We start from the raw sequence: 18388 nt of genomic DNA, 5'->3' as shown, positions 1-18388 counted from the left end.
TTCCATCTCTCATCTTTAGACTTATATACCTATGTTAAAAGAACTAGAAAAGCTGGCAGCCTTTATAGGCAAAACGCCACTTATTGAACTGAAAAATAACGATGCCAATCTTTATGCGAAGTTAGAATACAATAACTTCTCGGGCAGCTCGAAGGACAGAGCAGCATACAGTATTATCTACAACGGTATCAAATCGGGGAAAATTTCAGAGAATACCACAATTATAGCTTCCAGCTCTGGTAATCTTGCTATTGCCGTAGCCTCTATCTGCAAGAGGTTGAGATTGAGATTTATTCCTGTAATCGATCCGAATATCAATTCTTCCTACGAAACATTGTTAAATCTGATGGCTTATAAAGTGGTGAAGGTCACAGAAAGAGATCATACCGGAGGATATCTGTTAACCAGGATTAATGTTGTCAATGCCTTACATGAGCAGACACCTGACTCATTTATCGCAGATCAGTACGGAGATCCGAATAATTATAAAGGTTATTATGGTTTGGGAGAAGAAATTGTTTCCTCTTTTGATCATCTGGACTATATTTTTATTGCTGTAAGCTCAAGTGGTGCTATTACCGGGATTTCAGATTTTATTAAAAGAAGAAGACCGGAAATAAAGATTGTAGGTGTAGATGTCGAAGGATCAGTCATTTTTAGCGATAAGCCGGTTAAGCGTTATATTTCGGGAATAGGTGCCAGTCAGGTTCCTCCGATTATGGAAAATGCTATTATTGATGATGTGGTTATTGTTTCTCAAATGAGCATTATCAGAGGCTGTTCAGAGTTGCTTAATGAACAGGCAATTTTTGCCGGAGCTTCATCAGGTGCCGTTTATCTTGCTGCTAAAAACTATTTCAGATTCAATGACCTGGATACCAAAGCTAACTCTCTGCTGATTTTCCCGGATAAGGGACATACTTATTTAGACACCATTTATAATCAGGAATGGGGCACTCAATTAGCTGCAAAGTTAAATGAAGAAGTCCTTTCCATTAATTTTTAAGCTGTAAACTCAAAATCATGTTATATCTGAATGCCAATACTATTAAAGAAATCGGGTTTAATTGGGAACAATTAACTGCAGTAATTAAAGACGCCGTTGTGCAACTTCATGCCAACGATTATTCACAGCCAATTAAGCCTTATTTAAGATTCGGAGATCCTAAAAACAGAATTATTGCTATGCCTGCATATATTGGAGGAGAAAATCCATGGGCAGGAATAAAATGGATTGCCAGTTTTCCTGATAATATTTATAAAGATAAACTAAGGGCAAATTCTGTTACTATTCTGAACGAGCATGATTCAGGAATACCACGCTGTATAATTAACACAGCTACAATCAGTGCGATCAGAACGGCAGCTGTATCAGGTTTAATGGTTCAGGAATTTATAAAAGAACGGAATACCGACAGGAAACTGGTTGTTGGAATTAATGGTTTCGGTCCTATCGGACAGATGCACCTGAGAATGATCACTTCAATTTTAGGGAATGACATTGAGAAAGTGTTAATCAATGACCTTAACCGAATTGATAAATCAGCTATCGATCATGACATCGCAGACAAAGTGATCATCGTGTCTGGCTGGGAAGAAAGTTATCAGGATGCTGATATATTTATAACCTGCACAGTGTCTGATGCACCTTATATCAATATATCACCTAAAAAAGGCTCATTACAGCTGAATGTTTCTCTGAGAGATTATACAGTAGATATGAAGGACTTCATGGATATTGTAGTTGTAGACAACTGGGAAGAAGTCTGCAGACAAAATACAGATATTGAAAATATGCATTTGCAAAAAGGTCTTTTGGAAAGTGATACCTATTCAATTGCAGAAATTGTAAATAAAGGTATCCTGGATAAAAGGGAAACTTCAGATGTTGTCATGTTTAACCCAATGGGAATGGCAATTTTCGATATTGCAGTGGGCGGATATTATTACCGTGAAGCACTGAATAAAAATATGGGTTTCCCATTACCTGATTAATAATAGTAAAACTGTTGTCCACGGTACATATTTGATGTATCGTGGATAATTTTTAACAGCAGAACTATTTATTTTAACGTCTTTTATCTATCTATTCCTCAAATGCCACAAGCAACATCTGTTAAAGTTAAAAACACAAAGAGTAACTCTCTTAAGCCATTATATCGTTTATTTAATTATGCCAGACCTTACTGGCTGGAATTTACGCTCGGACTTTTACTGCTGATGATGGCAAGTGTATCCAGTCTGGCACTGCCAAAACTACTAGGACAATTAATTGATGGTGGAAAACAGGGAATCGATTCAGGAAAAACCACCTACATAGGCTGGCTACTGGTAACTATCCTGGTTGTACAGGCCATATTTTCTTTTTTCAGGGTAGTATTATTTGTCAATGTTACAGAAAAAACACTGGCTGCATTACGTCAAAAGGTTTATAGCCATCTGATTAAAATGCCAATGAGCGTATTTCTTCATAAAAGAGTAGGAGAACTGAGCAGCAGAATTTCGGCTGATATTACCCTGCTTCAGGAAATATTTAACACCACTCTGGCCGAGATCATCAGATTACTGGTTCTTGTAGTCGGTGGTTTGGTTTTACTAATGATTACTTCCTGGGAACTGACTATTTTCATGTTGCTTTTATTACCTGTGATGGTAGTCATAGGCGAATTATTTGGCAGGTTCCTGAATAAATATGCAATGCAGGTACAGGATAAAGTAGCTGCTTCAAATACTGTCGTAGAAGAGACACTTCAGGGAATTTTTAGTGTGAAAGCCTTTGTCAGTGAATTTTTCGAGATAGGTCGTTACCGGGAGCATACCGCAGAAATGGCCAGGTTAGGCATGAAGGGTGGTAAATATAAAGGCTTATTCAACTCATTTGTTATTGTGGGGATGTTTGGTACGCTTGTCGCAGTCATCTGGCGGGGTGTAACTACAGGCGTAGCTTCAGGAGAACTTATTTCTTTCCTGTTATATTCTATCTTTATTGCTACCTCTATTTCGGGACTGGCGGAGGCTTATACTGCTTTACAGAAGAGTATAGGAGCTACTGCTCATCTTTTTGAATTACTGGAAGAACCGGTAGAACCACTAACTGATTTCAAAACCATAGCGCCGGAAAATCTGCTTCATGGAAAAATCAGTTTCAATAACATCCATTTTCATTATCCGACCAGAGAAGACATTAATGTATTGCAGGGAGTTTCGTTTGAAGCTTTTTCAAATCAGAAAGTGGCTATTGTTGGTTCAAGTGGTGCTGGTAAAAGTACTATAGTATCTTTATTGCTGAAATTGTATAATCCATCAAAAGGAGGAATACTATTTGACGGAAGAGACAGCGGAAGTATCCCTTTATCAGAACTGAGAGCTCAGATAGCTGTGGTTCCGCAGGACGTTTTCCTTTTCGGAGGCACTATCGGTGAAAACATTGGTTATGGTAGAAAAGGAGCCTCCAGAGAGGACATTATTGCAGCAGCAGAAAAAGCCAATGCCTGGGAATTTATTCAAAGATTTCCAAAAGGGCTTGAAACTATAGTCGGAGAACGGGGTATACAACTTTCCGGCGGACAAAGACAAAGGATTGCTATTGCCAGGGCTGTGCTTAAAGCTCCGCGTATTCTGATTTTGGATGAAGCTACGTCGGCTCTGGATTCAGAATCAGAAAGACTTGTTCAGGATGCACTGGATAAGCTAATGGAAGGCCGTACCTCTATTGTAATCGCTCACCGTCTGGCTACAGTAAGACAGGCTGATAAAATTATCGTGCTGGATAAAGGACAGATAGTAGAAGAGGGAACTCACGTGGAACTGATAGGTGTAGATGGAGGATTATACAGAAATCTTAGTGAGATGCAATTCACCAATTAAGTGTAGCATATGGAAGTGAAACTTTTTCGTGTTTCAGAAGAACAAATGAAGAATCAATGTTATTTGATTTATGATCAGCAGTCGGGTATTCTGGTAGATCCTGCATGGGACTACGAGCTGATCAATAATTTTTTACTTGATCATCAGATTGAATTAAAGGGGATTCTTTTAACCCATTCACACCGTGACCATATCAATCTTGCACCTGTTTTTGCAGCTGCGTATGATGTTCCGGTTTATATGTCGGCCATTGAAATTGAGCAGTATAATTTTAGCTGCTCAAATCTGGTTGCTGTCAGACACCTGGAAGAACTGGTTATCGGTAATTTTCATATCAATCCGGTAATCACCCCCGGTCATACCGCAGGCAGTACCTGTTATCAGATAGGCGCGCATTGTTTTACCGGTGATACTATTTTTATCGAAGGAGTAGGCACCTGCAAAGCAGAGGATGCAGGTGCTCTTTTTGATTCCGTACAGTTTTTTAAGCGGTATTTCCCTAAAAAGATGCTGATCTGGCCGGGACATTCATTTGGATATACACCAGGCAGGGATCTGGATTTTCTGATGACAAATAATCTATATTTTCAAATCGATGATAAAACATTATTTGCTGATTTCAGAATGCGTAAGAACAGACCTAGCGCTCACGCATTCCATTAAATCAGAAAGCTGCCGAAACTCTGAATCCTATATTATGCTGTTTATTGCCATTGATACTATGGTTATTATAATTAAAAGCCTTAACCACGTTGAATCTTAATCCAAAGCGCTGAACCCCAAAATAGACCTCTGTGTAGTTTTTAATCACATCAGAAGTCAGGTAATTAACTCCTGCTACTTCCTCCAGTTTCAACTTTTTAAACAGCGGGATTTTACTGAGAAAGAGTCCGCCGAAATTGTGTTCGAAATGTGCCTCTAAAAACTCTTTTCCGGTGCTGAATTCATAAGGGCTGAGCATCATAAAGCCATCCGTAAACTGGCTGTATATGACGATATCGCTACCGGCAAAATGTTTGAAATCCATGTAATACATGCTATTTCTGTTCATAAATTTACCAGCTGCAAGACTGTATCTGAAAACACCCAGAATCCCCAGTTTTTTATTGGAATCATAGACACGGGCTCCTATATAATCGAAGTCAACATCCGAATTGAGTATGTTTTTGATTCCCTTGCGGTAATTAAGCTGGATTTTAGGATACGCAGAGCCTTGTTTGATATTGAAATCCGGACGTTCAATATAAGTTTGCGCAAAAGTTATATTCAATGTTAAGCCTAAAGTAAGCGCTTTATTAGCGCTGAAGGCATAATCGTTCCCAGCCATGGGATAAGGATTATTTGCTGTAAATTCTTTATCCGGAAAACTGCCGGCTGTTCTGAACGAAGTATTGAGCAGGGGAGTCCTGTTGGCATATTCCAGATTTCCGGAAAGATACAATCCATTGGTAAGTTCTCTACCTGAAGAAACCTTTACAAAGTCTTTTTTATACAATTTCAGGATGTTGTCTTTTGCAAATAATGTGCTTATTGTGTTAAATAATGCAGGTATTGCCCCATATTCACTATTAAAATCGGCATAACTTGTTCCGCCGGAAAGTGAGATATTTCCATTGTGTTTAGGATCGTAGCGATATCCCAGGGCAGCATTTGCTGTCAGTTTTTTGTTTTCAAAACCATAGCGGGGATTAAGCTCAAATACAAGAGAAGTACTGTCTTTCAATGTTTTTCTGTAACTCAGTTTAGGATTGTAAATCCAGCCCTCTACAGTATTATAATTAATACCAAACAGCGGTGCATTAATACCCCAGTATTCTTTATTTCTGGTGTTCTGGTGGGTATAACCCGTGATGAGCGCCTTTAAAGGTTTAAACCTGTTCTCTTTTCTATCTATTGAATCCCGGTATTTATCAGAATTCCGCACCAGCTTGATACTATCCTTTCTCACATAGTCCCTGCTTTCTTCGGGTGTGAGCAGCATCGGGCGTATCCCGGCCCAGTAAGCAGAATCTTTTTTATTGGCATCAGCATTTACTTTCATAATCCGGTTGCTAAAGAATTTTGGCGGGAAAGCCGGATCCGTATTATAATTGCTGAACACACCTGTATAAGTTCCCATAAATTTGAAACCCAGCAGGCCGCCTGAATAATCGTAACGCTGACTGGCCAGCATCCACTGGTCATTTTTAACCGGGATAAATTGTTGTTTGATACGTAAGGTATCAATACCCTCTATCATCGAGTTGTTGGTAATAGTCAGGTCGGTGCTGTGAATACGCCAGCTATCATCAGTGATATAGATATACCCGTTAAATATCTGATCGTATTTGCGGCGCGGGATTACCTGTATTTTATTAACCCAGTCATTACCCTCTCTGAAAGTACCGATAAATTTATAGCGATAAAAAAGCATGGCATTATCAGCAATGGGAGAGACAAACCCAACCCGGCTTAATTCTTTAATATCAACGATGTTTCTATAGAAACTGATCATGAAATCGGTAGCCTGATTAAAACTGAAGCCATTACTGCTGCCACTCACTTTCGAAGAAATCATTTCTTCATTGATTTGACCAGGTTGCTGGAAATTAAATCTGGAAACTGATTCAGAAAGATAAATTATACCTCTTTTACCAGAATCCAGGCCTATATCTTTCAGATCATCCTGGATGTTTCTGCCCAGGATTTTTTTTGGTGCATTTTTGAGTTTCGTTACGCCTTTGATATAGGTATCACAGGAATAAGCTTTTACTGCCGTTAAATGCTGCTTGCGTGTCCTGATGGCATTTCTGATAATTTCATAAGCCGGATCTTCTGCACCTGCTTTAATAGTTACATCTTTTAACTGATAAACTTCCGGCTGCATGACTACAGACAAATAAGTGTCTGTACTGATTTCTACTTCTTTGGTCAGCTGGATATAACCTACAGCCCTAAAAATCAAGGTGTATTTTCCTTTTTCAAGTCTGAGCTGAAACTCGCCGTTGGTATTGGCCGAAGTACCCTGGCTGGTACCCTGGACATAGATACTGGTAAAGGGGAGTATATCTTTCTGTTTATCAGTGGTGATACCTTTAAGTACAAACTGTTGTCCGAAAACCACACCTGCTGTAAGCAGCAAATAAGATAAAAATAATAGTTTCTTCATATCATGATTATTGTAAGGCTAAGTTGTTATATTTTTTTATAGGTTATTCTATAACATATAGTTAAAAAAAGTTAAATATCATGATATATATTCTGAAGGAGGATAAATAACCAGCATGTTTTTATAAACAAACAAGCGGATATCTGAGGATACCCGCCTGTTTATCTGTTGGTAAACCAGCAGGATTAATTAATATTTAACCAAGCTTTTCTCAATGCTTTTTGTTCATCTGACTGTACCGGGAATTCTTTCAGCACATTATATTTTTTCTCCTCATGAACTTCAACCGGCTGGCTTAAGGTAACTTCAGTTGCTTTGCCATTGCTGTCCTTTCTGGAAACCACGACAGTTAGTTTGTCACCTTCTTTCATGTTCTCAAGCAGATTATTCAGAAACTGTTGTATTTCTGAGACATCAGGTATGTTTTTTCCATTGATGCTGATCAGCTCATCACCTTTCTGATAGCCCATTTTCCTGCCAAAATCATCCATTCCTTTGATATCTGCAACAAATAATCTCTGGCCATTAAATCCCATACCCATTTTACCCATACCAGCTTTTTTAACGGTTACAACAGGTTCAAAATCTACACCTATGGCTGCAAATATTTCTTTATAAGGCAGTTTTTTTGTTCCGGCAACATAAGTATTCAGGAATTCCCCGATTTCAGGGTAAGTCAGTTTGGTAATGGTTGCAAACAGTTCATCATCATTAAATGACTTTGTTTTTCCGTAGGTTTTTGACAGATCGGCCATCAGGTTTTGCGTTCCGTATTTTCCGTTGGATAATTGTCTGAGTTTGATGTCAAGACAAAGACCGATTAATGCGCCCTTTGCGTAAACGTTTCCGTACTGGCTTTCGTAAGTATCCAGAACACCTTTAGACATTTTGGTGAAAGCCAGCGTATCATTATAGCGCATTGCATTGTCTAGCTTATCAGTCTGAACTTCAAGATATTTATTGAAATCTATTAATCCGTACTTTACCTGCATATGATGGGCAGCATATTCCGTTAAGCCTTCATACATCCATAAATGTTCAGACATTTTGGGCTTATCATAGTCAAATTCCCCGATTTCGTGACTGTGGATGCTTAGTGGCGTTACGATATGGAAAAATTCATGAGACCCGGTGTTCTTAATAGTCTCTGCCAATTTTTTCGGAATAAATCCTTCGGGCAGAAAATAGAAAGATGAATAAGAATGCTCTAAAGCACCATAACTTTTGATTTGAGTGTTATCTGTTAAAGCTATAATAAAGGCATACTTGTCAACAGGTAATTTCCCTCCAAGATATTCTTTTTGAGCTTCCAGTGTTTTTTTGAGTTCCTGAGCGATAACTGCAGAAGTCGCTTTTTGATTAGGAGAATAAAGAGAAATCAGGACTTCTGTACCTCCGATATTCAAAACCGTAGTATCAGGCTTATTATACATCATTGGTGCATCTGCAAGGCTATAATAATCCGGAACAGCATAACGATCAGTAGTTGCGTTGATATGATTTGCCTTCAATGACGTAGAACCATAAAATTCAGCTGGTTTGGTGATCGTAATTTCAAAAGGGATGTTTTTCTGGCCATCAAAATAACCAAAGAAACCAAAGTTATTAATCACATATACTTTATCCTTATCTATATTGGTTCCTGCAGGCTGAAAAATTTCTTCCCCTTTAATTTCAGGACTGTCCCAGCTGTCATCAACCAGGTAAGTTATTTTTGTCAGTTGATCCGCACCGGAAATTTTCCAGGAATTTGAATCCGTTCTATCAGTTTTTAACTGGTTTCCTTTCTGATCAAAAGCTTTAAGATCTGAGATATAACGGCCATAATCAGCAATCGCATAAGTGCCCGGAACCATTTTGGGCAGATGAAAAACAGTTTCACTGCCTTTCAGTTTGGGAGTAAGCAGCGTTACCTGCAGTTTATCATTGGTAACGTTATTTAAGTTCAGACTATACTGATAATTCGGGCTGTTTTTCTGTGCAAAAGCTGAACCAGCGGTTACCAGAAGTAAAAATTGAATGAAGTACTTTTTCATGGATTGTCTTTGAATGATTTGCTGTGCTGATTAATAAATCCTCTTCTCTAAGAGTAAATTAAACGGGTTAAGTTACAAAGCTATAATCAGGAAGACGTTTTTTTGTTTATCCAATGTTATTTAGTGTTAAATACTGTTAACGAAAACGAATTCCAATAGCTTTTCCTGAGGTTTATCCCAAGGTAAGAAGGTTGGCGGACTTCTGTAAACTAATTCCGGTACGGGCCAGTGGCGGGAATTTATGTTACGGATAGGTAAGAGATCGGAGTTGGTATAGGGTTGGTATACCCCCTGGGTATACCAACCCTATACCAACTCCGATCTCTTACACCTCTCTGACTTCTCTGTTTGCTATGCAACTGTTACGCTTAAATTTTTGCCGGTTTTATCAATCATCAGATCCTGATTAGTGCTGCCAGTTCGCCTCTGCTGTTAATGTGAAGCTTTCTGTACACTCTTTTTATATGATCTCTTACAGTATCAATAGGTAAGCCCAGTTTATAGGCAATCAATTTATAACTCAAACCATCCAGAATACCTTCGGCGATTTCCTGTTCCCGTTTTGATAATTTGGCAAATACATTATTCTTAAATTGTAAATGGCTGAATAACTTCCTGGTCAGCCGTGGGGAAATATAAGAACCTCCGTTCACTACACTCACAATGCCTTCTATCATTTCATAACCTATGGAGTCCTTTTTTAAATAGCCCCTGGCGCCCTGCCGGATACATTTCATAATCAGATCATCATCATCCAGATCCGTAAACATAATTATTGCGCAATCAGGAAAGCGCTTTTGCAGTAATGGGATACCGTCATATCCTTTAATACCCGGCATATCTATATCAAGTAAGATAATGTCGGGAGATGTTTCCAGAGTGTTTATATGATCAGCCTGATTTAAAGTGTCCAATTCAAAAACCACTTCGAATGCAGGAGCAGTGCGGTTCAATAGAAATATAGTTATTAACCTTCTGACTATTTCGCTATCATCAATAACCCCGACTTTTATAGCATCGGTAGATACTTTGTCTTTATTCATTAGATATTTATTCTCGTAGGAGATGTCTGATTTTATTTCATTATACCTTTGCTGATAATTTCCTTATCAGAATTCATCAGGCCATTCATAAAATCTGTACCAGTCATTACCGGAATGGCAGTTCAGGTAAAAAATAATAACAGTATGGGCAGCATATGTTACTGGGATTTATACAGGTTTTATTTTTGCCGGTTAAATCTGGGTGAACTAATTGTAGAGCTTTGAGTTCTGTTCATGTCAATAAGCATTAAAGTAATTTTATTACGAGATATTTTCAGGTATTTATGTTAATCCGACATTCTAACGCGACGGATATAAGCTTTGGCTCATTTTTAAATTAACACAGGTAAATTATTTTTTGTCTTAATTACGTTTGTTAAAATAAAATGGTGCTTACTCTTATCAAATGATAATAGTGCAAAACCAGGCGGCTATATTCGGATGCTCAAATATAGTTTTTAGAAAGCAAGAATAATGCGCTTAACATATTTCTGAGTCCACATCTTTATGTGGGTATAGAAATAGTATTATTTATATATAAGAATAATATTTGCGTTTCCAACAATGCCCTCCCATGTACCTGCTTATATTATCTGTTTACTTAAATTATAGGAAATCAATTGCTGTCTTCATGATAGTGTTGTGCGCTGTAGTTAAAGTGGATGCTCAGGGCCAGACGGGCAATATTTCCTGTGGTTTTAAGCTGGATACGGTTTCTGTAAGAGCAGGGCAGACCTTTACCAACGCATTCTGGATTAGTAACCATGCTGATGTTATGGTGAAACTGGTTCGTCAGACTATACCGGGGCAGGAAAAAACCGGGCTGTTGAGATTGCCCGATACCATTATACTTGTACCCGGGCAAAAAAGATCTTTTCCGTTAAAATATATGGCGGACAGGCAAACTATCAGGAATAGTATGCAGGTAATAAAGATTAAACTCAGAGAAGTTGAAGGAGAGAAATCCAGCGAAGCTGCTATGGAAAATCCCGGAATCGAAGCCGCCTTTTATGCGCAACTCGAAGATATACAGGGCATATTTATTGATACTGACCAGCAGGAAGTCTATCTGAATCAGCTGACCAACCAGGCAAGGGTAATGGTAAGGATTTTTAATAATGGTCTGATCCCTGTCAGTTTCAGACTGGAACTCACTGAAATTCCTGATGGACTTGATTTCGTTGGTGAGACTGTTAATCTGACGCTTGAGCCCGGAACACAGCAGAGTCTGCCTTTTATAGCAAAGAATAGATTAAATAGTAATATCCCGGCAGATTTTTCGGTGACTATCCGGGCATTGGATAACAAAAATAATCAGATTGCAGTAAAGCGTCTGAGGATTATGAGCATTTCCAGTGACAGAAGGTTAGCAGTTAATCAGACTCCCTTTTACCAGGACAAGCCAAATACAGTGGCTTTAAGATATATGACTATAGATACCACCTTGTCTATGTATCAATTGCAGGGAAATGGTAAGTATGAACTCGGTGCGGGCCGGCAGATCAGTTATCAGGCCAATGTTGATTACTTTAATAATCCTGGTCAGAAGGGTTTTAATGTATATGACAGCTATGTAGCTTATCAAGGTAAAACCTGGGGAGCAAGGATTGGTAATATCTATGAGTCTCTGGATTTTAACCTGAATGGCAGAGGTGTTAAAGGAAAAGTTTATTTGGGTAATAAGAAATCTTTGAATGTATATGCCCTTGATAATAACTATCTGTTGTTCTCTCAGTTTAACAAGCTCAAATTTGGAAATACGCTGGCTGTTGCCTACAAAGAGGAAAATTCAGAAGCTGATCATAAACAGCTGGTTGTTTTACGCAGTAATAATTTGCTGACAGGAATAAAGACGACGCTGGTTTCATCGAATGCTAATATTCAGCTGGATAAATATCAACATATTGGTTTTGATGCCGGTTACAGTAAACAGGACTATGCTGCCAGATCGCTTAACGGACTTGCTGCCGGAGCTGGTTATTATCTGGATTATAGAGGAGTTAATTTTTATAGCAGTAATTATTATTCCTCACCTTATTATGACGGCATAAGAAAAGGGCTGCTTCAGTTGGAAAATCGTGTTGTAGTGGCCATTGGTGAACATAAAAACTTAAATGCCCGGATTAATATTGTCAAAAACACCCCCAAAGTACTGGCGTATGCAGATAGTGCTTATTTGCCGGTTACCAATAATTACGGGAATTCAACTTATGAAATCGGATTCGGAAACCGGATAGGCCAGTGGACTTATAACATCAGACCTTATTATTTTTCGCAGTATATGACTGCTGGTAATCTGTCCGATAATAAAAATGATGTTTGGAAATCAGCCTCTGTCCGGACAAGATTCAATATTACCTATAGCAATAATGTTCATGACCTGTCTTTTGAAATGGATCATGGTTATACCTACAGGAATACCTCAGAAAAACCACCGGCACCATTTTTCTCTTCCAGGATGAATTTCAGCTACAGAAACAGGGTATTCGGCTTTTCGGGTTTTACCCAGTTTAATAGTTATTATCTGACAGATGCACTGGCAATTTCAGGAAACCCCCGGTACACTATTTATTCATTTGGTCCTAATACTCATTTTGTATTATTTGATAATAAATTAACGGTAAACGCTTCATCAATGTATAATTATTACGGCTTTAACCGAAGTCAGAATTATTCATTGAATGCTAATCTCAGATGGTTGCTGAAAGGAGACTGGGCTATATCTGCAGATATATTTTACAGTCTGAATAAAATCAGATCCGATCGTGAATATAATCCTGTTGATGGAACACAGCCGCAGGGAGATTTACAGTATCTGAAATCTTACCGGTCAGACAACAGACAATTGAGAATAGGTATAGAAAAAAGTTTTGGAGGCGCAGGGCGTGGAGATAACGGAAAATTGGAACTGGTTTATTTTGAGGATAATAATGGCAACGGACACCGTGATAAAGATGAAGCTCCGGCCGCAGGTATTTTAGTGAAAACCGAAGGTATTGCTGCGATTACAAACAATAAAGGCATAGTGACTTTTACCGCAGAGAAGAATAAAACCTATTCGGTGTCTATTGTGAATGACAAGGGATGGAATTTACTGGAACCAACCGATGTGTTTTTAATTAAGAATACAAAACTTGAAATCCCGCTGGTCAAAACAGAGAGGGTGAGTGGTACAATGAAATACGTTGCTGATAAGTATACAGAAGGTACACCCATTTTAGGTGGACTGAGGATAAAGGCGGTTGCTGCAAATGGCAAAACCTTTAATACTATGACTAATGAACTGGGTGGCTTTAATTTTTATCTCCCTGAAAACAACTATACAGTATCTGTCGAAACTGGTGGAATGCCTTTCTCTATTGTCAATCAGGGACAAGATTTACTGGTGAAACGTAACACTGTATCAGCAATTGTTTTTAAATATAAAGATGAACAAAGGAAAGTGGAAATAGTCAAATTTAAATAGAAAAGGAGGAGGTTATGTAATCATACAATTTTACTTCATAAAGTGACAAATGAAATTCTGCAATAAACAGCAAACAATAAATAGTAAAATAAAAATTTATACAATAAAAATTATGAAAAAAAACCTAATCACTATTGCTCTTCTTATGGTTGCAATGGTACTGACAAGCAGAGATCTTAAAGCACAGACGCTGGTAAGACAAGTTAAAGTTAATGTAGAATTGAAAGACGTTATCGGGGTTGGTCCAGATGGTCCTACAGGCAGCCCTATCGTAGATTTTGTTTACGAAACGGTGAGTGATTATAATGGAAACAAGAGCGTTACCGTTCCAAGTCAGCTGAATGTAACCAGTACAAAAGCTTATAATGTATTGATTAAAGCATCAGGTGATTTTATCGGCCAGACTACAGCGGCAAAGACAATTCCGTTGACGATCCTTAAAGTGAGTGCAAAAACATCAGGCGGTAGTACTTTTGGTCCTGAGGTGGTTCCGACAGTAGCTAACCAGATTATTTATACCGGAGCACCGGCAACACTTAGCCAGAGCTTTGATTTACTTTATAAGATTGATAAAAATGCGGTATTGTTAACTGCTGATAAGCAGAAATACAGTACAGATCTGATTTATTCAATTTCGGCACAGTAACAAATTATTAAAGGCAGGGATCAGCAAATCTCTGCCTTCTAATCATTGAATTATGAGATTTAGAACAGATATTTTATTGCTGGTATTAATTGGTCTTGGGGTTAATCAGCCTGTAAAAGCACAGGCTATATCCTTTTCTCCAACCAGATTGTTTTTTAAAGGAAATCCTGGGGAGACATTAACAGAAACCATAACTATCAGCAATTCGGGAAAGGAACCTTATGAGTTTATTACCAGTATTCAGGACTGGAAAAGAGACTCCCTCGGAAATAAAATCTATTTTCCTATGGGGACTTTAGCCAGTTCCAACGGCAGGAACATCAGGTTGTCGAGTACAAATATCAAGATCAATCCGGGCGAAAAAAAGAACTTTATAATCAGCATCCTGGTGCCTGAACGGGAAAAAGAAAATAAGCTATCGAGTAACAGCATGTTGTTTTTTACCCAGACTAATGCCAGGTTACCACAGAGCGAGGATAAGGCGGGTTTTGGAATCAGGATCAGTCTGGAATTGGGTGTGCAACTATTTTATCTGCCTAATGACGGTAAACCGGGAGTATTAAACTTTCTGGCTTTTGATTATCAGACCGTAGTTGATCAGGGAAAGAATTTGCATCGTCTGGCAGTAAAATTTGAGAATACAGGCGAAATTAATAAAGATGGTTATGTCAGATTTGAACTGACTAACAAAGAAACAGGAGAGGAAATTAAAATTAAGCCTGTGCCTATAGCCATTATGCCAAAAGATTTTCAATGGGTTTATTATACGATGGAAAAAGAGCTTCTACCCGGAGAGTATCTGGGCGTTGCTATACTGGATGCAGGTGAAAACTATAATCTGAAAGTTGCAGAAAGGGATATTCATGTTGAAAAATAGCTATATTATATTGCTGCTGATTTTATCATGGAAATCAGCGGGTGCACAGAATCCTGTGCTGAAAATTGATGCTGCGGCTTTAATCAGTAAAACTGTAACCGTTAATGCATCCGGTTATTATTATTCAGCCGGATTATTTACTTCTCCCACTGTTATAGTGAACAGTAATAGTAGCTATTTGTCAGCTTCTTCCGGGAGTAAGACTATTCCTGTGAGCCGGTTTACTGCTGCTGCAATAAGAAATAGTACCGTAGGCAGAAGTGTGATTTTGAGTACGAGCGCACAGGATATTACAGGTAGTGGTGCAGGTCTTTCTAATTTTTCAAATGGAAATTTTTCTGTGCAGTATAAGACTATAAATCAGGCCTCTTTTGCCTGGGAAGCTGGTGAATATTCCACAAATCTGACCTTCGACGCTTCCTATTATGGTCTTTGGACATCTGTTACCCCGAATTCGGTCAAATTAAGTGTGTCGGTCCCGGCTTTGATTAATGTAATTGGTGCTGCCAGTGATATCAATCTTTCGGTAAACAGCCTTAGTTTTTTCAGAAATACCCAGTTGTCAGTTAGTCAGAACAGCTCTTATCTGCATACTGTTCCCTTACAGATTGATTTAAAAAGCAGTAGCAGCCAATTTACTTTTAGTGGTGGCCAAAGCGGATTGCAGACTCCTAAAACCAATGTGAATCTGGTTCAAACCAGCATACAATCACCTGAACAGAGCAATCCTGTTTTTATCGGGAATAACCTGCAGACTATATATGACGGGAATGTACCTGCCGGGAATATCACTTCGCCGGTGCAACAGTTTTCTATATCTCCTGCCAATCTGAGAGCAGGCTTCATTAATAAGGGAATTTATACCACAGAATTAAATCTGGAAGCTACCGGTCAGTCTGATGATTTTTTCTCCGTTACCTACAACAGATCGTTTAATCTCAAAGTGACAGTGGGGGATCTTTCAGAGCTGGGAATTAATACTTCAAATGTAGATCTTAAATTTATTACAGCCGATGATTATAAAAACGGAGTGGCTGTAAATGTAAATAATAATCTGATAGTCAGTAAGACGCTGCCTTTTGATCTGACAGTCAAATCCAGCAGTGCCAACTTTGTTTCAGGCACCAGTACAATTCCGGTAAGTATATTGAGAATCGGTCCTGCAGATGGGCAAGGGGGAATTAACACGGTATCTTCGATAACCACACAGGATCAAAAGTTAATTGATACAGGTTCGGCAGGTATTGATACTCCGGTTAGTTTGAAATATAGTATTCCTGCTTCCCAGACTATAAATCTGTTGAATAGGAAAGCAGGAATATATACTACTGATATTATTTATACGCTGACAACACATTAAAAGCATTTTGCGACCAGAAGGTAGCGTGCATGCTTTGTTATGGACAGCAATTGTGATTAAAAGACTTTAGCAAAACAATTAAAAGTATCATTTGCTATTTTAACGGCTCTTTTTTCATCTTCTTCATTTGTTCCGGTTCGGTCTAAAGCCTTAATAAATGTTCCCCATAATCTTCCTGTATCTTCACCGTAACCTGAAAAGAAGGAAACACCTTTAGTGATACCCGCTTTGGCCAGCATCTGTACTATAATTTTTCCGCCCATAATTGAACCTTCCATTACATACAGGGCAGCCATAGCATCCAGTGAATTCTGAATTTCCGGAACTTCTACAGAAGCTGCCGGGATTGGATCTCCGCCGAGTTCTGTAATATCCCGTTTAATATAAGCTGAGTTTCTTCTCTGACCGTAATCTGCGAGAACTTCAGGATTGATATATGGCGCAATAGCTTTTTCAACAGCATCAAAATAGTCATTGAAATTTTTAAGCAATGCGGAATAATCTTCGTTACTGCGAATCGCTTTTAGCTTTAAAATCACCTGTTTCTCCAGTTTTTTGTGGGCAGGCATGGTCGCATCTTTAATAATTGAACTGATCATAATCGTCTGTGTAATGCCGCAAATTAACAATTAATCGTACTTTAGAAGAATCTGGCCAACGCTTTTTCTGCGTTGTAAGAATAATTGAGCATAGCAAATTGTCATGACGGAACTTGAAAATTACATTACCTCTTATTTCGGCAAACTTGAAACGCAGGAACTGGAAACAATCCGTTCCTTATTCAAACTGACTACCTTAAAAAAAGGTGATTATTTTTTAAAAACGGGGAAAGCCTCTGACAAACTGAGTTTTGTGCAGTCCGGACTGTTGAGGGTTTTTGCGGCCACAGCAGATAAAGAAGTTACGCAGTGGATTTCTACACCAGGATATTTTATAACAGATCTTGCTGGTTTCATTTTTGAAAAACCAGCACGCTGGACTATTCAGGCATTAACCGATACTGTATTATTTACGATCAGCAGAGCCGATTATAATAAAATAGGAGAGCTGGTACCCAAATGGAAAGAGTTTGAGAAGCTATTTATCACCAGATGCTTTACTACTTTGGAAGACCGTATTTTTACTCATCTTTCTATGACCGCAGAGGAACGGTATAGTTTCTTTTTTGAAAATAATAAGGAACTTTTTAATCAGGTACCCTTACAATATATTGCCTCTATGCTCGGGATGACACCTGAAACATTCAGCAGAATCAGAAAGAAACAACTTTTATAAGTTTCTATTTGCCGAGAATCATAACTGTCATATTTCTTGATTTTTGTCAAGGGTATCCTGCCTGTCTTTGAAGATCTTTGTGCTGTTAATTAATAATACAGAAATATGAAGATATTAAGAGCCATTTGTTCGTTACTGATTTTAGGCTTTTTAATTCTCCTGTTAAACAGCATTATAATGGCAAAAGAAATTAAAACAGAAATCGTAATCAATGCAGTGCCTCAAAAGGTATGGAATGTACTGGTTGATTTTGACAATTATCCCAACTGGAACCCCTTTATTAAATTACTCAAAGGTGATGTTAAGGCCGGCAATCAGATTACCGTACAGATTGCTCCGCATGAGGCAAAGGGGATGACTTTTAAACCGGAAGTTCTTGCTTTTGATGGACCTAAAGAATTCAGATGGATAGGACACCTTTTGTTCAGGGGGATCTTTGACGGCGAACATAAATTTGAACTGATTGATAATGGCAATGGAACTACAACATTGATACAGAGTGAGAAATTCAAAGGAATATTGGTGCCGCTTTTAAAGGGACAATTGGATAATAATACAAAAAGAGGTTTCGTGCTGATGAATGAGAAACTCAAAGAAGAAGTAGAAAAGAATTTATAGCTTCTATATCCGGAATATTTTGGTTAGTATATAGGTGGGTGTGAAATCCTGA

At 38.3% G+C, this 18388-nt stretch carries 14 protein-coding genes; 10 read left to right on the top strand and 4 right to left on the bottom strand.

What is annotated here, in order from left to right; all coding sequences use genetic code 11:
• The first annotated feature begins 31 nt into the window (after nucleotides 1–31).
• The 4 genes from PL_RS04805 to PL_RS04790 all read left to right on the top strand — a co-directional run bounded on the left by PL_RS04805 (nucleotide 32) and on the right by PL_RS04790 (nucleotide 4530).
• Nucleotides 32–1006, top strand: coding sequence for a pyridoxal-phosphate dependent enzyme (locus PL_RS04805; RefSeq protein WP_041881180.1), 975 nt, complete (start codon nucleotides 32–34; stop codon nucleotides 1004–1006).
• 17 nt (nucleotides 1007–1023) lie between these two features.
• Nucleotides 1024–1995 (top strand): ornithine cyclodeaminase, encoded by a 972-nt coding sequence (locus PL_RS04800; protein ID WP_041881179.1) that lies wholly within the window; start codon nucleotides 1024–1026, stop codon nucleotides 1993–1995.
• A 102-nt stretch (nucleotides 1996–2097) separates the two neighbouring features.
• Nucleotides 2098–3867 (top strand): ABC transporter ATP-binding protein, encoded by a 1770-nt coding sequence (locus tag PL_RS04795; RefSeq protein ID WP_041881177.1) that lies wholly within the window; start codon nucleotides 2098–2100, stop codon nucleotides 3865–3867.
• 9 nt (nucleotides 3868–3876) lie between these two features.
• On the top strand, nucleotides 3877–4530 hold the full coding sequence (locus PL_RS04790) for an MBL fold metallo-hydrolase (protein WP_052496231.1): 654 nt from the start codon (nucleotides 3877–3879) through the stop codon (nucleotides 4528–4530).
• Nucleotide 4531: 1 nt separating this feature from the next.
• On the opposite strand, the gene PL_RS04785 is transcribed toward PL_RS04790, so the two are convergent.
• From PL_RS04785 to PL_RS04775, 3 genes are all read right to left on the bottom strand, one after another.
• Complete coding sequence (locus PL_RS04785) at nucleotides 4532–7015, bottom strand: DUF5686 and carboxypeptidase regulatory-like domain-containing protein (RefSeq protein ID WP_041881176.1); 2484 nt, start codon at nucleotides 7013–7015, stop codon at nucleotides 4532–4534.
• A 185-nt stretch (nucleotides 7016–7200) separates the two neighbouring features.
• Nucleotides 7201–9051, bottom strand: a complete 1851-nt coding sequence (locus tag PL_RS04780; protein ID WP_348621117.1) for a peptidase M61 — start codon at nucleotides 9049–9051, stop codon at nucleotides 7201–7203.
• A gap of 395 nt (nucleotides 9052–9446) precedes the next feature.
• A complete protein-coding gene (locus tag PL_RS04775; RefSeq protein WP_052496415.1) occupies nucleotides 9447–10094 on the bottom strand; it encodes a response regulator in 648 nt (215 codons plus the stop codon).
• A gap of 631 nt (nucleotides 10095–10725) precedes the next feature.
• Between PL_RS04775 and PL_RS04770 the strand changes: the two genes are divergently transcribed.
• The 4 genes from PL_RS04770 (at nucleotide 10726) to PL_RS04755 (ending at nucleotide 16443) form a co-directional block, all read left to right on the top strand.
• Nucleotides 10726–13560 carry a hypothetical protein gene (locus PL_RS04770; protein WP_152620339.1) on the top strand — a complete coding sequence of 945 codons (2835 nt, stop codon included), beginning with the start codon at nucleotides 10726–10728 and terminating at the stop codon, nucleotides 13558–13560.
• 112 nt (nucleotides 13561–13672) lie between these two features.
• Nucleotides 13673–14206: a hypothetical protein gene (locus PL_RS04765; RefSeq protein ID WP_152620340.1), complete on the top strand. Its 534-nt coding sequence runs from the start codon at nucleotides 13673–13675 to the stop codon at nucleotides 14204–14206.
• Nucleotides 14207–14258: 52 nt separating this feature from the next.
• Nucleotides 14259–15083: a hypothetical protein gene (locus PL_RS04760; protein ID WP_348621114.1), complete on the top strand. Its 825-nt coding sequence runs from the start codon at nucleotides 14259–14261 to the stop codon at nucleotides 15081–15083.
• The gene (locus PL_RS04755; protein ID WP_041883491.1) at nucleotides 15070–16443 is read left to right on the top strand and encodes a hypothetical protein; all 1374 of its coding nucleotides are present in this window, start codon (nucleotides 15070–15072) and stop codon (nucleotides 16441–16443) included. The genes PL_RS04760 and PL_RS04755 overlap by 14 nt, the downstream gene beginning before the upstream one ends.
• 56 nt (nucleotides 16444–16499) lie before the next feature.
• Here the strand turns inward: PL_RS04755 and PL_RS04750 are convergent, their stop codons facing one another.
• Nucleotides 16500–17042 (bottom strand): biliverdin-producing heme oxygenase, encoded by a 543-nt coding sequence (locus tag PL_RS04750; RefSeq protein ID WP_041883493.1) that lies wholly within the window; start codon nucleotides 17040–17042, stop codon nucleotides 16500–16502.
• A gap of 103 nt (nucleotides 17043–17145) precedes the next feature.
• Between PL_RS04750 and PL_RS04745 the strand changes: the two genes are divergently transcribed.
• A complete protein-coding gene (locus tag PL_RS04745) occupies nucleotides 17146–17718 on the top strand; it encodes a Crp/Fnr family transcriptional regulator (protein WP_082035973.1) in 573 nt (190 codons plus the stop codon).
• A gap of 177 nt (nucleotides 17719–17895) precedes the next feature.
• Complete coding sequence (locus tag PL_RS04740) at nucleotides 17896–18336, top strand: SRPBCC domain-containing protein (protein ID WP_041883514.1); 441 nt, start codon at nucleotides 17896–17898, stop codon at nucleotides 18334–18336.
• The last annotated feature ends 52 nt before the right edge of the window (nucleotides 18337–18388 follow it).

It is taken from the genome of Pedobacter lusitanus, assembly GCF_040026395.1.
Lineage (GTDB): Bacteria > Bacteroidota > Bacteroidia > Sphingobacteriales > Sphingobacteriaceae > Pedobacter > Pedobacter lusitanus.
Note: the sequence above shows the minus strand (reverse complement) of the source record. Positions and strands in the feature narration are given on the sequence as shown.